This window comes from Streptomyces omiyaensis (genome assembly GCF_014650895.1).
GTDB lineage: Bacteria > Actinomycetota > Actinomycetes > Streptomycetales > Streptomycetaceae > Streptomyces > Streptomyces omiyaensis.
Genome location: NZ_BMVV01000010.1, coordinates 243,643 through 257,646, shown reverse-complemented (window position 1 = coordinate 257,646; position 14,004 = coordinate 243,643). Strand labels below are relative to the sequence as shown.

Here is a 14,004-nt window from a genome sequence, read left to right as displayed (position 1 = left end):
AGTGTGTGACGACCTTGATCGACGAAAGGTCTTGAAAACCGTTCCTGCCCCGCTTCGGTGCTTGTCCATGGGCTACGGGGGCAAGCACCGCGGCAGTTGTGTCATTTCAGGCGTTTAGACACCCCTCGACGAACTTGGTGAAACGGCCGGTGTCTGCGAAGTAGTTCGGGTACGCGTCGCGCAGCTGGCTGATCCGGGCGATGTTGATGAGCACCGCGTCCAGGTTCTCGTCGTCCCTTGCCTCCAACTCGGTGATCCGGGCCTCTGCGGCGGCCAGCGTCTCGTGTACCGTCACCGTGAGCCGTCCCTTGTTCCGCCAGAGTTCGAGGGTCAAGGTGTTCCGGCGGTCCGTCTTGGCATGTTCGCCCACGATCGCTGCGTAGCCCCTTAGCCGCTTCAGAACGCCGACGTTCGCCTCTAGGTGTGCCAACTCGGCCGTCAGGTCCTCCCGCGTCCCCTCGGTGCCGGGCACCGGGTTGGTGCCTTCCTCATGCGCCATGAGCGAGCCGACCAGGACGAAGAACCTGAGTACGTCCGGGTCACCCTTCCCGTACTTCAGCTCGCTGCCCGAGAACAAATCCATGGTCTCGACGGCGGTCGCCCAGGCGTGCTGGAGCAGCGTGCGCACCTGCAGCTCGATCCGCAGGCCTTGATATTCCTTTTTCGAGGCTCCGTACTCGTACACCAGGTGAACGCCCCGGTAGCCAGAAGCACGTGGCCCCGGGTCATCTCGTAGGTAGTCGTAGACCTTCTTGACGCGGTTCTTGCTCCGAGGCAAGTCCTTCAGGGCCCTGACCAACTCGTCCACCTCAGCGACGGTTTCGAAGACCACCCGGCAGCCCCCCAGGTCCTGCATGGTGGTCACGCTCATCGTCGGGTGGCGCTTCAGCTTGTCCAGGATCGTGGGCAGGCGCTTCCGGCGCTCGGCCACGACAGCGTTCGGGTTAATGGCGAGCGCTCGCTGCCGCACGGTCACGGTCACCGCATTCAGAGGAAATGCGTGGGCGAGACGGTAGTTACTCAGGACGTCCCGCGCCTCCTGGATCTCCTCGGGCGTGCCCGTCCCCTTACCGATCGTCCGGCTCGCGCGTTGGACGCGCTTGTTCGAGTTCTCAGGAACCACCCACCTCTTCATGGGCGCGACCGTACAGGGCCGCGCTGACGCCCGCCTGCGGTTATCGCCAAGTTGGGCCGTCTCTGGGCCGTCCGAAGGTGACCTAGAGACACCAACGCCCACCAGCGACCAACAGTCTTCGGCCGGTAAGACCTGGATCACCAGCAGGTGCCCGAGGTCGGCGAGGAGCGTCGCCACTTCCTGCGCAACAAGAAGCAGGAGTGGGAGGAGTACCGCTCCGAGGTCACCGCCTTCGAGCTGCGGAAGAACCTGCCGGTGCTGTGACCGCGGGCTGGAGCGGGTAGGGCCCGGGGCCGGCGGTGAGGAACCGCCGGCCCCGGGGCGTCCCCGGGCCGTCTCCGGGCCGTCGCGCGGACCGGTGTCGGCCCGCGCCCGGAAATGCCTTGCCCGCCGTGAGGGGGGTGTCCAGACTTCCCCCCCCGTGAAGATCGAACCCGTCGCCACCGAGCGGCTGCTGCTCCATCCCCTGACCGTCGCCGAGGGCGAGCGGATCGCCGCCCGGGAGCTCCTGCCGGGGGAGCGGTGGGGCGAGGGCTACCCGGGCGTGGGCGACCTCGCCTCCGTCGGGGCGTTCCTGCGGCGGTGCGCCGGGGACGGGGACCCGGGACCGTACCGGACCTACCAGATGCGGCTGCGGGAGGACGGGCTCGTCGTCGGCGGGATCGGCTTCCACGGGCCGCCGGGACCGGACGGGGCCGTGACGGTGGGGTACGGCGTCGTGCCGGGGGAGCGCGGGAAGGGGTACGCCTCCGAGGCGCTCGCCGCGGTGATCGGCATCGCCCGGTCGGCGGGGGCCGCCGTCCTGCGGGGCGACGCCGACCCCGCCAACCTCCCGTCCCACCGGGTGATGGAGCGGGCCGGGATGCGGCGCGCGGGCGAGGACGGCGGCCTGGTGCGCTACCTGGTGGAGCTCGGGCGGTAGCGGTTCAGCGCTCCGAGAGCTCCGAGGGGGCCTCCTGGACGATCCAGCCGTTGCCGTCGGGGTCCCGGAAGGTGAGGAAGGAGTTCCAGGTGCCTCCCCCGCCCTCCTCCCAGCCGCCCGGCCCGACGTGCATCACGGGGGAGACGTCGACCCCCGTCTCGACGAGCGCGATCCGGGCCGCCTCGATGTCGGTGACGCACAGCTGGAGTCCGTGCAGGGCGCCCGGGGCCATCGTCCGGGTGCCGGGCATCGGCGGCATGCCGGAGATCAGCGCGAGGGAGCAGCGCGAGCCCGGCGGCGTCAGCTGGACGATCCGCGTCCCGGGGGCGACCTCGTCGTCGAGGTCGACGGCGAAGCCGCACCGCTCGGCGTAGAACTCCTTCGCCCGGTCCAGGTCGGTGACGGGGACCGGTACGACTTCCAGTGTCCAGTTCATGGCACCACCGTCCCGCACGCCGCCGTCCACCGCACGTCGCCGACCTGACGGACATGCCTCCTCCCCCCGACCGGGTGACCTGATCTTTTCGTTCGAGGAGCGAGACGGATCGCCGACGACCGTTACGGAGCCCCCCAACCTCCCTATAGTGACCACCCGTTGGCCGTATATCGACTGTGGGTCCGTCGTGCCACCGACGGCTCCGCCGCGCCACCGACGGCTCCGCCATGTCGCCGACAGGTCCGCCACAGGAGACAGCACCGATGACGAGCGCCCCCTCCGCCGGGTCCGCCCCCGACCCGGCACCCCCGTCCGGTTGCCCCGCCGCCGTCCCGCTCTCCGGCCCCGGCTTCCAGACCGACCCGCAGGCCGTCTACCGGGCCATGCGGCGCGAGCACGGCCCGGTCGTCCCCGTCGAACTGCCCGGCGGCCTCCCCGCCTGGCTGGTCATCGGCTACCGCGAGATCCACCAGGTCACCAGCGACGGCGAACTCTTCCCCCGGGACGTCGGCCGGTGGAACCAGTGGCCGCACGTCCCCGAGGACTGGCCGCTGCTGCCGATGGTCGGACAGCCGCTGCCCTCCATCTACTTCAGCGCGGGCGAGGAGCACCGGCGGCACGTCCGGATGGTCGTGCCCGCCCTGGAGGCGGTCGACCCCTTCGAGATCCGCGGCCACTGCGAGCAGCTCGCCGACCGGCTCGTCGACCGCTTCTGCGGCCGCGGCACCGCCGACCTCGTCGCCGCCTTCTGCGAGCCGCTCCCGGTCCTCGTCCTCGCCCGCCTCGTCGGCTTCCCCGACGACGAGGGCGCCGACATCGCGAGGGTGCTGAAGGACCTGGCCGACGGCGGCCCGGAGGCGCAGAGCGCCCACCAGCGGTTCGCCGGGCACATGGCCCGGCTGGTCGCCGCCAAGCGCGCCGAGCCCGGCGACGACGTGACCTCCCGGATGCTCGCCTTCCCCGAGGAGTTCACCGACGAGGAGTACGTGCTCGACCTGATGGCGATCACCGCCGCCGGGCACCTCACCACCGCCGACTGGATCGGCAACTCCGTCCGGCTGATGCTCACCGAGTCCGACTTCGCCGACTCGATGGCCCGCGGCCGCCGCAGCGTCGCCGACGCCATGACCGAGGTGCTCTGGGAGGACGGCCCCACCCAGATCCTGGCCGGCCGCTGGCCGGTCCGCGACACCCGCCTCGGCGAGCGCCGGATCAAGGCCGGGGACATGCTGCTGCTCGGCCTCGGCGCCGCCAACACCGACCCGCTGGTCCGGCAGGGCGCCGCCGGCGGCGCCCCGTCCGCGCACGGCGGCGGCGGCGCCCACCTGGCCTTCAGCCACGGCGAGTACCGCTGCCCGTTCCCCGCCCAGGAGATCGCCGAGATCATCGCCCGGACCGGCATCGAGGTCCTGCTCGACCGGCTGCCCGACCTCGAACTGGCGGTCCCCGCCGAGGAGCTGGTCCGCCGCCCGTCCGCCTTCCTGCGCGGCACCACCGCCCTGCCTGTCCGGTTCACCCCCGTACCCACCACAGGAGCCCCCTCGTGACCTGCCCGCACGCAGCCGCCCAGGCCGCCGCCGCCCAGGCCGCGCCCGTCGTCATCGACCCGATGGTCCGGGACCTCGCCGGCGAGACCGCCCGGATCGCCGCCGCCGGACCGCTGGCCCGCATCGACCTCCTCGGCGTGCCCGCCTGGGCCGTCACCCGTCACGCCGACGCCCGGCGCCTCCTGGTGGACCCCCGGCTGGTGAAGGACCTGAACGCCTGGGACCTGTGGACCGGCGGGACGGTCACCCGCGCCTGGCCGCTCATCGGGATGATCGACGCCGGCCGGTCCATGTTCACCGTCGACGGCGAGGAGCACCGCCGGCTGCGCGCCAAGACCTCCCAGGCGCTGACCCCGCGCCGCCTGGAGGCGATCCGCCCCGACATCGAGAAGTTCACCGCCGAACTCCTCGACGCCCTGGAGGAGGGCGGCCGGGACGGCGCCGTCGTCGACCTCAAGGCCGTCTTCGCGCAGCCGCTGCCGATGCGGGTCGTCGGCATGCTCATGGGCGTCGACCCCCGGGCGAACGCGATGCTCACCCGGCAGTACAAGAAGTTCTTCTCGATGCTCACCCCGCAGGACGAGCGGCTCGCCCTCCTCGCCGACCTCGACGTCTTCTACACGGAGCTCGTCCGGGCGAAGACGGCCCTGCCCACCGACGACCTGACCTCCGCCCTGATCCTCGCCGACGAGGGCGGCGAGCCGCTGACCGAGGAGGAGGTCGTCGGCAACCTCAAGGCGATGGTCGCGGCGGGCCACGAGACCACCATCGGCCTCGTCCTCAACGCCGTGCGCGCCCTGCTCGCCCACCCCGAGCAGCTCCGCATGGTGCTGGACGGCGAGGTCCCCTGGGAGGCGGTGATCGAGGAGACCCTGCGCTGGGACACCCCCACCACCCACCTGCTGATGCGGTTCGCCACCGAGGACGTCGAGGTCGGCGACGCCGTGATCCCGAAGGGCGAGGGCGTGGTGATCTCCTACCGGGTGATCGGCCGCGACCCCGAGCGGCACGGCCCGGACGCCGACGCCTTCGACGTCACCCGCCCGGCGCCGGGCCGGCACATGACCTTCGGCCACGGCCCGCACATCTGCCCGGGCGCGGCCCTCTCCCGCGTGGAGGTGGGCATCGCCCTGCCGGCGCTCTTCGCCCGCTTCCCGGACCTCCGGCTGGCCGTCCCGGACGCCGGGCTCCGCAACCTCCCGGTGATGACCCAGAACGACCTGGAGTCCTTCCCGGTCCTCCTCGGCACCTGATTCCGGGCGCCCCGGCGGGCCCGGCTCAGCGCGGGGACGGGAGCCAGTGCAGGCGGCCGTCCTGGCCCAGTGCGGCCACCCCGTCCGGACCCGCCGCCGGGGCGCCCGCCAGGGGGAAGCCGGAGAGGCGCCAGCCGCCGTCGCCGCCGGTGCCCGGCAGGGCCGCCACGGCGAGGCGGCCGGTGCGGGAGCGGGCCGCCACCAGGCCGCCCGCCCCGCTCACCGGGCCGTAGCCCGCGACGCCGCCGGCCGGCGCGGGCACCGGGGCGAGACGGACGGGGCCCGCGAAGTCGGCCGCGAGCGGCCGGCCGGCGCCGGGCCCGTGCGCCCAGAGCCGGACGCCCTCGCCCGCCGGCGCCGGGCCCGCGCTCAGCGCGATCGTCGTCGGCGGCAGACCGGTCGGCAGCGGACCGGCCGGCCGGCCGCCGCCGGACGCGCCGGTCCACATCAGGACCGTGCGGGGCGTCCCCGCGAAGACGTACGTCCGCCCGCGGGCGTCGCTCGCCGCCACCGGGTCGCCGTGCAGGTCCGCCCCGCCGAGCGCCCGCCACGGGCCCCAGTCGCCGCCGGGCCGCCGCTCGCGCCCGGCGAGCCGGTGGTCGCCGTCGCGCAGGAAGAGCGAGACCCGCCCGGCGGAGTCCACGGCCGCGGCGGGCGCGCTGATGTCCGGCGTCCGGTCGCCCTCGTCCCGCTTCCCGGGCGTGCCCAGCGAGCGCCACGCCCCGAACCCGCCGCCCGGCGCGGCCTGTTCCACCGCGACGACCTCGCGCCGGTAGCCCGCCGGGCCCTCGAAGGAGGTCCGGGTGCCGAAGACCGCGATCCGTCCGTCCGGCAGCCGCACGGAGGCGACGCCGCCGTCCAGGCCCCCGCCGGCCAGCAGCTCGGGACCCCGCCAGGAGTCGTCCCCGGCCCCCCGGCGCCAGGTCGCCAGCCGACCGTCCTGGACGCCGAAGGCCAGCAGTCCGCCGTCCGCGTCCGGCTGGAGCCAGCCGGACGACGCGCCCCGCGCGTACCGCACGGTTCCCGTCCAGCCCGCCCCGGTCGGCCGGTCGGCCATCTTCAGGTCGCCGCAGCCCGCCGGGCTGCCGCAGTGGTCGGTCCCGTCCACCCACGCGTACGTCCTCAGGCTGCGCAGCTTCGCCCCGGCGCTGCGCCCGTCCAGCGCGGCGGGCAGGAAGGTGTTCGGGTATCCCATGTAGCTCTGCACGCCGACCGGCGGGTGGCCGGGCCGCTCCGCGTACCGGGCCAGCGCCGCCTGCGCGAACCGGGCCCCGTAGGCGTGGTCCTGGTGGTCGCGCAGCCGCCCCGCCTTCACGTCGGTGCCCGGCGTCGGGTCCAGGGTGCGCACGAAGGTCGGCCGGAAGCGGTCGAGCAGCCCCTCCAGGGTGGCCACGACCTGCTCCTTCGAGTACGCGAAGTCCGCGGTGACCGGCGTCCCCGAGGCGCGCTGCGAACCGAGCACGGGTATCCGGCCGTGCCACAGGCCCCGCAGGCTCACCGGGCGGTCGGCGAAGGCCGCGCCCGCCTCGCGCAGCTGGAGCCAGACCAGCCGCACCCCGGGGTGGTCCCGCAGGGTGTCGAGCTCGGCCTCGCCGCCGCCGGCCGTGGGGATCACGCTCCGGTCCCAGGGACTGCGGCGGTCTCCGGTGACCATCTCGGCGTACGCGGCGCGGATGCCGTTCTGCCGGGCCTCGGCGTACGCGGGCTTGTCCGGCGCGGTCACGGCCGCCCGCGCCGCGCGGGAGTTGACGCCGTTCGCCTCGCCCGCCGTCAGGTACACGGTGGTCAGCGGGGTCCCGTCGGCCAGCGTCTGCGCGGTGTCCGGGTTCATGAAGTACAGGTCGTCGTCGGGGTGGGAGACGAACTGGAGCACCGAGGCCGTCGCGGGGGCCTGCGGGGCGCCCGCCGCCGGTTCCTCCTGGGCGGCCGTCGCGGTGAGCACGCCCGCGAGGGTGCCGCCGGTCAGCGCGGCGGCCGCCACCGCGGTCACGAGGGACCGGCGGTGACGGAAGGGGCGTATGAGGCGACGGGGGCGCGAGGGGCTGGAGGGACGGAGGACGGACATGGGCGGGGGAGGGCTCTCTCTGCCGGGGCGAGCGCGCGCGTCGGGGGCGCCGGCGACGGGACGGCGACGGCGTGGCGGTGCGGGGGCGATTCATATGACTACAGGGCAGGGGGAGTCGGCGGGTTCCCCCAGGGGCTCGATGTGCCCGAGATCACGTGTGATCCGCGCCGGGCCAGGGCATGAGGAAACGTTCCGGGCGGGACGAAAAGCTCTGGCCCCGCCCGGGACCGCGCCCGGCCCCGCCCCGCCCCGGACCGCGCCCGGCCCCGCCCCGGACCCGCCCCGCCCCGGACCGCGCCCGGCCCCGCCCCGGACCCGCCCCGCCCCGCCCCGGACCGCGCCCGGCCCCGCCCCGACCCTGACCCCGTCCGACGGGAAGGCGCGCCGGACGGGAAGGTCCGCCGGACGGGGAGGCGCGCCCGGCGGGAAGGTCCCCGCCCTTCCGCACGCCCGCCCCCGCCGCTGCGGATAGGCTCGATCCGTCGGGCGTGCGGCTGGAGGGAGCGGCGGAGATGACGGTGCCGGGACGCAGGAGCAGTACGTTCTCACGGCTGCTGCGGCACGGGTTCACCGATCCGTCCGGGGCCGAGCGGCTGCTCGACCTGCCCGAGCTCGCCGCGCTCCGCGGCGACTCCGTGCTGCTGGACGCGCTGGGCGCCACCGCCGACCCCGACCTCGCCCTGCGCGGCCTGGTGCGGCTGGTCGAGGCGCAGCCCGAGACCGAGCGGCAGACCCTCACCACCACGCTGCTCTCCGCCAAGCCCTTCCGGGACCGGCTGCTCGGGGTCCTCGGCGCCTCCGAGGCGCTCGCCGACCACCTGGCCCGGCACCCGAAGGACTGGGAGGCGCTGGTCACCTACGAGGCGGCCGACCTGCACCCGGGGGTGACCGAGTTCGAGCGGGGACTCGCCGAGGCGGCCGACCCGGTGGCCCTGCGGGTCGCCTACCGCCGCTGCCTCCTCGGGATAGCGGCCAGGGACGTGTGCGGCACCACCGACGTCGCCCAGACCGCCGCCGAGCTGGCCGATCTGGCCACGGCCACCCTGCGGGCGGCGCTCGCCATCGCCCGGGCGGCCGAACCCGCCGACGCGGCCCTGTGCCGGCTCGCGGTGATCGCCATGGGCAAGTGCGGCGGCCACGAGCTGAACTACGTCTCCGACGTCGACGTGATCTTCGTCGGGGAGCCGGCCGAGGGCGCCGACGAGGCGAAGGCGCTCCAGGCCGCGACCCGGCTCGCCTCCCACCTCATGCGGATCTGCTCCGAGACCACCGTCGAGGGCACCATCTGGCCGGTCGACGCCAACCTCCGCCCCGAGGGGCGCAACGGCCCGCTCGTCCGCACCCTCTCCTCCCACCTCGCCTACTACCAGCGGTGGGCGAAGACCTGGGAGTTCCAGGCCCTCCTCAAGGCCCGGGCGGTGGCCGGCGACCCGGAGCTGGGCAGCGCCTACGTCGACGCCGTCTCGCCGCTGGTCTGGCAGGCCGCCGAGCGCGAGAACTTCGTCACCGACGTGCAGGCCATGCGCCGCCGGGTCGTCGACAACATCCCCGTCGACCGGGTCGACCGGGAGCTCAAGCTCGGCCCCGGCGGCCTGCGGGACGTCGAGTTCGCCGTCCAGCTCCTCCAGCTGGTGCACGGCCGCAGCGACGCCACCCTGCACAGCGGCTCCACCCTCGACGCGCTCGCCGCCCTCGCCGCCGGCGGCTACGTCGGCCGCGCCGACGCGGCCCAGCTCGACGAGGCGTACCGCTTCCTGCGCGCCATGGAGCACCGGATCCAGCTGTACCGGCTGCGCCGCACCCACCTCGTCCCCGAGGGCGAGGGCGACCTGCGCCGCCTCGGGCGCTCGCTCGGCCTGCGCACCGACCCGGTCGCCACGCTGGACAAGGAGTGGAGGCGGCACGCCTCCGTCGTCCGCCGCCTCCACGAGAAGATCTTCTACCGGCCGCTGCTCGACGCCGTCGCCCAGCTCGCCCCCGGCGAGACCCGGCTCAGCCCCAAGGCCGCCGGCCAGCGCCTCGAAGCCCTCGGGTACGCCGACCCGGTCGCCGCCCTGCGGCACCTGGAGGCGCTGGCCTCCGGCGTCAGCCGCAAGGCCGCCATCCAGCGCACCCTGCTGCCGGTGCTGCTCGGCTGGTTCGCCGACTCCGCCGACCCGGACGCCGGGCTGCTCGGCTTCCGCAAGGTCTCCGACGCCCTCGGCAAGACCCCCTGGTACCTGCGCCTGCTGCGCGACGAGGGCGCCGCCGCCGAGAACCTCGCCCGGGTCCTCTCCGCCGGCCGCCTCGCCCCCGACCTGCTGCTCCGCGCCCCCGAGGCGGTCGCCATACTGGGCGACCCCGAGGGGCTGCGGCCGCGCGGCCGGGACCACCTGGAGCCGGAGGTCCTCGCCGCCGTGGGCCGGGCGGACGACGCCGAGCAGGCCGTCGCCGCCGCCCGCGGGGTGCGCCGCCGCGAGCTCTTCCGCACCGCCGCCGCCGACCTCATCGACTCGTACGGCACCGAGGACAGCCCCCGCACCTCCGACCCGGGCGCCCTGGTCGACCGGGTCGGCGAGGCCGTCACCGACCTCAACGCCGCCACCCTCGCCGGCGCGCTGCGGGCCGCCGTCCGCGCCGAGTGGGGCGACGAACTCCCCACCCGCTTCGCCGTCATCGGCATGGGCCGCTTCGGCGGGCACGAGCTGGGCTACGGCTCCGACGCCGACGTCCTCTTCGTCCACGAGCCGCGCCCCGGCGTGGACGAGCAGGAGGCCGCCAGGGCCGCCAACCGGGTCGTCACCGAGATGCGCCGCCTCCTCCAGCTGCCCACCACCGACCCGCCGTTGCTGATCGACGCGGACCTGCGCCCGGAGGGCCGCAACGGGCCGCTCGTCCGCACCCTCGCCTCCTACGAGGCCTACTACCGCCGCTGGTCCCTCGTCTGGGAGTCCCAGGCCCTGCTCCGCGCCTCCCCCATGGCGGGCGACCCCGAGCTCGGCCGGCGGTTCATCGAGCTGGTCGACCCGCTCCGCTACCCCGCCGAGGGGCTCGGCGAGGACGCGGTCCGCGAGATCCGCCGGCTCAAGGCCCGCATGGAGTCCGAGCGGCTGCCGCGCGGCGCCGACCCGACGCTCCACGCCAAGCTGGGCCGCGGCGGCCTCAGCGACGTCGAGTGGACCGTCCAGCTGCTCCAGATGCGCCACGGCTGGGCCGAGCCGGGCCTGCGCACCACCCGCACCCGGGCCGCCCTCTCCGCCGCGCACGCCGCCGGGCTGATACCGGCCGAGGAGACCCAGACGCTCGACGAGGCCTGGGTCCTCGCCACCCGGGTGCGCAACGCGGTCATGCTGGTCCGCGGCCGCCCCGGCGACACCTTCCCCTCCGACCCGCGCGAACTGGCCGCCGTGGGACGCTACTTGGGGTACGCCCCCGGTCATGTCGGCGAGATGGTCGACGACTACCGCCGGATCACCCGGCGCGCCCGCGCGGTCGTCGACGAACTCTTCTACGGGGACTGACGGTTGGATCCCGGCGCGACGCCCCGTCGCCGCGCCGGGACCGGCCGGATACGATCCCGGCATGGCCCTGATCATGAGTGACGTGCACCGGTTCGAGGCGGCCCGGCCCCGTCTGGAGGCCATCGCCTACCGGATGCTCGGCTCCTCGGCCGAGGCCGAGGACGCCGTGCAGGAGACCTTCCTGCGCTGGCAGGCCGCCGACGTCGGGCGCATCGAGGTCCCCGAGGCCTGGCTCACCAAGGTCCTCACCAACTACTGCCTCAACCAGCTCACCTCCGCCCGCGCCCGGCGCGAGACCTACGTCGGCCAGTGGCTGCCCGAGCCGCTGCTCGCCGGCGACCCGATGCTCGGCCCCGCCGACACCGCCGAGCAGCGCGAGTCCGTCTCGTACGCCGTCCTCGTCCTCCTGGAGCGCCTGACGCCGAACGAGCGGGCGGTCTACGTGCTCCGCGAGGCCTTCGGCTACGCGCACGCGGAGATCGCCGAGATCCTCGACATCGGCACCGCCGCCAGCCAGCAGATCTTCCACCGCGCCAAGAAGCACCTCGCGGACGGCCGGGCCCGCACCGAGATCGACGAGGCCGCCGCCCGCCGGATCGTCGAGGAGTTCCTGGCCGCCGCCACCAGCGGCCGCACCGAACCCCTCATCGAGCTGCTCACCCGGGACGCCGCCGCCATCGGCGACGGCGGCGGCAAGGTCCCCGCCCGGGCCCGGGCCTTCGAGGGCGCGGTCGCGGTCGCCACCTTCCTGCGCGGCCTCTTCAAGCCGAGCGACGCCAAGCGGGCCCTGGTCGGCGGCTCGCCCTCCTTCTACGCGGGCACCGCCAACGGCGGGCCCGCCATCGTCGCCGTCGTGGACGGCCGGGTCATCGGGATCACCTGCCTGGAGGTCACGCCGGACGGCATCGTCGCCGTCCGCAGCCAGGTCAACCCCGACAAGCTGGACCGCGCCACCGAGCGGTGGGCCGCCGGGGGACACGGGGAGGCACCGCTCTTCGCCTTCTGACACCCCCTGGGGGGATGTGACGCGGGTCACACCGGAAACCTGTCAGGAAACGCGGGGCCGCCCGGTTCAAGGGGCGACACCACGCCGGAGAGACGGCGCGGACCCGCAGACAGGAGCACGGTCATGGAGCACCGCATCGTCGTCCTCGGAGCCGGCTACACCGGAGCCGTCGCCGCCGGCCGCCTCGCCCGCCGGCTGCGCCGCGAGGACGTGAGCATCACCCTCGTCAACGCCGAGTCCGACTTCGTCGAGCGGGTCCGCCTGCACCAGCTCGCGGCCGGCCAGGACTTCGCCCCCCGCCCCTTCGACGCGATGTTCGCCGGCACCGGCGTGGAGCTGAGGCTCGGCCGGGTCGCCGCCGTCGACGTCGACCGCAGGACGGTCGCGGTGGACGGCGCCGCCGGACGCGAGGAGCTGGCCTACGACTCGCTGGTCTACGCCCTCGGCAGCGGCTGGAACGACGGAGGGGTGCCCGGGGTCGCCGACCACGCCCACGAGCTCGCGAGCCGACCCGGTGCCCTCCGGCTCCGCGCGCGCCTCGACGGGCTGGCGGCCGGCGGGACCGTGGCGGTGGTCGGCGGCGGACTGACCGGGCTGGAGGCCGCGACCGAGATCGCCGAGAGCCGCCCCGACCTCGACGTGGCCCTGGTGGTCCGCGGCGGCCTCGGCGACTGGCTCTCCGCGAAGGGCCGGGGCCACCTGCGGAAGGTCGTGGCGCGGCTCGGCGTCACCGCCCACGAGCACGCGCCGGTCGCCGCCGTGGCCGGGGACCGGGTCACCACCGAGGACGGTGCGGTCGTCCCGGCCGACGTCACCGTCTGGACCACCGGCTTCGCCGTCCACCCCATCGCCGCCGCCACCGCCCTCGACCTGGGCGACGACGGCCGGATCGTGGTCGACGCCACCATGCGCTCGGTCTCCCACCCCGAGGTCTACGCCGTCGGCGACGCGGCGCTGGCCGTCGGTCCGGAGGGCAGGCCGCTGCGGATGTCCTGCGCCTCGGGCGTCCCCATGGCCTGGCAGGCCGCCGACGCCCTCGCCGCCCGGCTCGCCGGCGCCGAGGTGCCCACGGTCCCCATCCGCTACTTCCAGCAGTGCGTCTCGCTGGGCCGGGGGGAGGCGCTGATCCAGTTCGTCACCGCCGACGACCGGGCCAAGGAGAAGGCCCTCACCGGCCGCACCGCCGTCCTCTACAAGGAGATCATCTGCAAGGGCGCCGTCTGGGGCGTCGCCCACCCGACCATGGGCCTGCCCACCCGCCGCCGCCGCGTGGCCGCCCCGGCGCTCCGCGAGACCGCCCCGGCCCGCGCGACCGCCTGAGGACCCGGCCCCGGCGGAGCCCCGGCTCCACCGGGGCTCACCGGCGCCGTGCGCGGCCGGGCCGCTACGGCGCGCCCGGCGACCCGGGGTCCGGGGTCGCCGGGACGTTCCGGCCCTCGGCCGCCAGGCCCCGGACGTGGGCCAGATAGGCCGCGAGGGCCAGTTCGAAGGCGTGGTCGGCGCGGCCCTCCGGGGCCGCGCCGAGCGCGGCGGCCAGGCGCGGGGTGGCCGCCGCGTCGGCCACCTCCCACATCGCCTCCGGCGCGGCGAGGTCCAGCGCCGAACCGAGCACCAGGTTCTCCAGGCCGATGATGACCGGCATGACGTCCGGCAGCGCGAAGCCCGCGTCCAGGAGCAGGGCCACCGCCCGCTCGTACTGGCCGAGGACCATCGGCGCCCGCACGGGCGAGGCCATGAGCAGCGGGATCGCGCGCGGGTGCGCGGCGAAGGCGGCCCGGTAGGAGCGGGCCCAGGCGGCCATGCCGGACTCCCAGGGGCCCCGGACGAGCGCCTCCGTGTCGATGCCGGAGGCCACCCGCTCGCGCATCAGCTCGATGATCCCGTCCCGCCCGTTCACGTGGTGGTAGACGGAGGCCGTCTGCACCCCGAGCCGCTTCGCGATCTGCGGCACGCTGAGGTCGCCCAGCTCGTCGACGACCGCGAGCGCCGTGGTGGTGATCCGCTCCAGGTCGAGGAGGGGTCTGCGCGGCCGGCCCATGCGAGGTCACTCCCTGTTCACGTTCCCGACTTTCCCGGCGGGCTCTTCCCCGACGGGCGAAGCCGAGGTTACATTGCGCCAACCGAAAGCCTTTAGGTTTCC

10 protein-coding genes and 1 pseudogene are annotated in these 14,004 nt (G+C 75.1%); 7 read left to right on the top strand and 4 right to left on the bottom strand.

Features of this window, described 5'->3' with window-relative positions:
- Nucleotides 1-106 precede the first annotated feature (106 nt).
- A complete protein-coding gene (locus tag IE287_RS19280) occupies nt 107-1,135 on the bottom strand; it encodes a RelA/SpoT domain-containing protein (RefSeq protein ID WP_189850317.1) in 1,029 nt (342 codons plus the stop codon).
- 177 nt (nt 1,136-1,312) lie between these two features.
- Between IE287_RS19280 and IE287_RS19275 the strand changes: the two are divergent.
- Both IE287_RS19275 and IE287_RS19270 read left to right on the top strand, forming a co-directional pair.
- A pseudogene (locus IE287_RS19275) lies at nt 1,313-1,399 on the top strand (glutamine synthetase); the annotation flags it as partial.
- A 157-nt stretch (nt 1,400-1,556) separates the two neighbouring features.
- Complete coding sequence (locus IE287_RS19270; protein ID WP_229883579.1) at nt 1,557-2,057, top strand: GNAT family N-acetyltransferase; 501 nt, start codon at nt 1,557-1,559, stop codon at nt 2,055-2,057.
- 4 nt (nt 2,058-2,061) lie between these two features.
- Here IE287_RS19270 and IE287_RS19265 read toward each other — a convergent pair whose 3' ends face one another.
- A complete protein-coding gene (locus IE287_RS19265; RefSeq protein ID WP_189850315.1) occupies nt 2,062-2,493 on the bottom strand; it encodes a VOC family protein in 432 nt (143 codons plus the stop codon).
- A gap of 263 nt (nt 2,494-2,756) precedes the next feature.
- Between IE287_RS19265 and IE287_RS19260 the strand changes: the two genes are divergently transcribed.
- Nucleotides 2,757-4,040, top strand: coding sequence for a cytochrome P450 (locus tag IE287_RS19260; protein WP_189850314.1), 1,284 nt, complete (start codon nt 2,757-2,759; stop codon nt 4,038-4,040).
- Nucleotides 4,037-5,293 carry a cytochrome P450 family protein gene (locus IE287_RS19255; RefSeq protein WP_373307865.1) on the top strand — a complete coding sequence of 419 codons (1,257 nt, stop codon included), beginning with the start codon at nt 4,037-4,039 and terminating at the stop codon, nt 5,291-5,293. Before IE287_RS19260 ends, IE287_RS19255 begins: the two co-directional genes overlap by 4 nt.
- 25 nt (nt 5,294-5,318) lie before the next feature.
- Here IE287_RS19255 and IE287_RS19250 read toward each other — a convergent pair whose 3' ends face one another.
- On the bottom strand, nt 5,319-7,283 hold the full coding sequence (locus IE287_RS19250; RefSeq protein ID WP_229883578.1) for a PIG-L family deacetylase: 1,965 nt from the start codon (nt 7,281-7,283) through the stop codon (nt 5,319-5,321).
- 587 nt (nt 7,284-7,870) lie between these two features.
- On the opposite strand from IE287_RS19250, the gene IE287_RS19245 reads away from it, so the two are divergent.
- The 3 genes from IE287_RS19245 (at nt 7,871) to IE287_RS19235 (ending at nt 13,184) form a co-directional block, all read left to right on the top strand.
- Nucleotides 7,871-10,858, top strand: a complete 2,988-nt coding sequence (locus tag IE287_RS19245; protein ID WP_189850312.1) for a bifunctional [glutamine synthetase] adenylyltransferase/[glutamine synthetase]-adenylyl-L-tyrosine phosphorylase — start codon at nt 7,871-7,873, stop codon at nt 10,856-10,858.
- A 61-nt stretch (nt 10,859-10,919) separates the two neighbouring features.
- The gene (gene sigJ / locus IE287_RS19240; RefSeq protein ID WP_189850311.1) at nt 10,920-11,864 is read left to right on the top strand and encodes an RNA polymerase sigma factor SigJ; all 945 of its coding nucleotides are present in this window, start codon (nt 10,920-10,922) and stop codon (nt 11,862-11,864) included.
- 123 nt (nt 11,865-11,987) lie between these two features.
- A complete protein-coding gene (locus IE287_RS19235; RefSeq protein WP_189850310.1) occupies nt 11,988-13,184 on the top strand; it encodes an NAD(P)/FAD-dependent oxidoreductase in 1,197 nt (398 codons plus the stop codon).
- Nucleotides 13,185-13,248: 64 nt separating this feature from the next.
- Here the strand turns inward: IE287_RS19235 and IE287_RS19230 are convergent, their stop codons facing one another.
- Entirely contained in the window at nt 13,249-13,902 is a 654-nt protein-coding gene (locus tag IE287_RS19230) for a TetR/AcrR family transcriptional regulator (protein WP_189850309.1), read from the bottom strand.
- Nucleotides 13,903-14,004: the final 102 nt, after the last annotated feature.

Bases quoted from the DNA above. Each gene is read 5' to 3' on its own strand.
- IE287_RS19230 (WP_189850309.1), bottom strand. From the start codon at position 13,902: ATGGGCCGGCCGCGCAGACCCCTCCTCGACCTGGAGCGGATCACCACC.
- IE287_RS19245 (WP_189850312.1), top strand. From the start codon at position 7,871: ATGACGGTGCCGGGACGCAGGAGCAGTACGTTCTCACGGCTGCTGCGG.
- IE287_RS19265 (WP_189850315.1), bottom strand. From the start codon at position 2,493: ATGAACTGGACACTGGAAGTCGTACCGGTCCCCGTCACCGACCTGGAC.
- sigJ (WP_189850311.1), top strand. From the start codon at position 10,920: ATGGCCCTGATCATGAGTGACGTGCACCGGTTCGAGGCGGCCCGGCCC.
- IE287_RS19235 (WP_189850310.1), top strand. From the start codon at position 11,988: ATGGAGCACCGCATCGTCGTCCTCGGAGCCGGCTACACCGGAGCCGTC.
- IE287_RS19280 (WP_189850317.1), bottom strand. From the start codon at position 1,135: ATGAAGAGGTGGGTGGTTCCTGAGAACTCGAACAAGCGCGTCCAACGC.
- IE287_RS19260 (WP_189850314.1), top strand. From the start codon at position 2,757: ATGACGAGCGCCCCCTCCGCCGGGTCCGCCCCCGACCCGGCACCCCCG.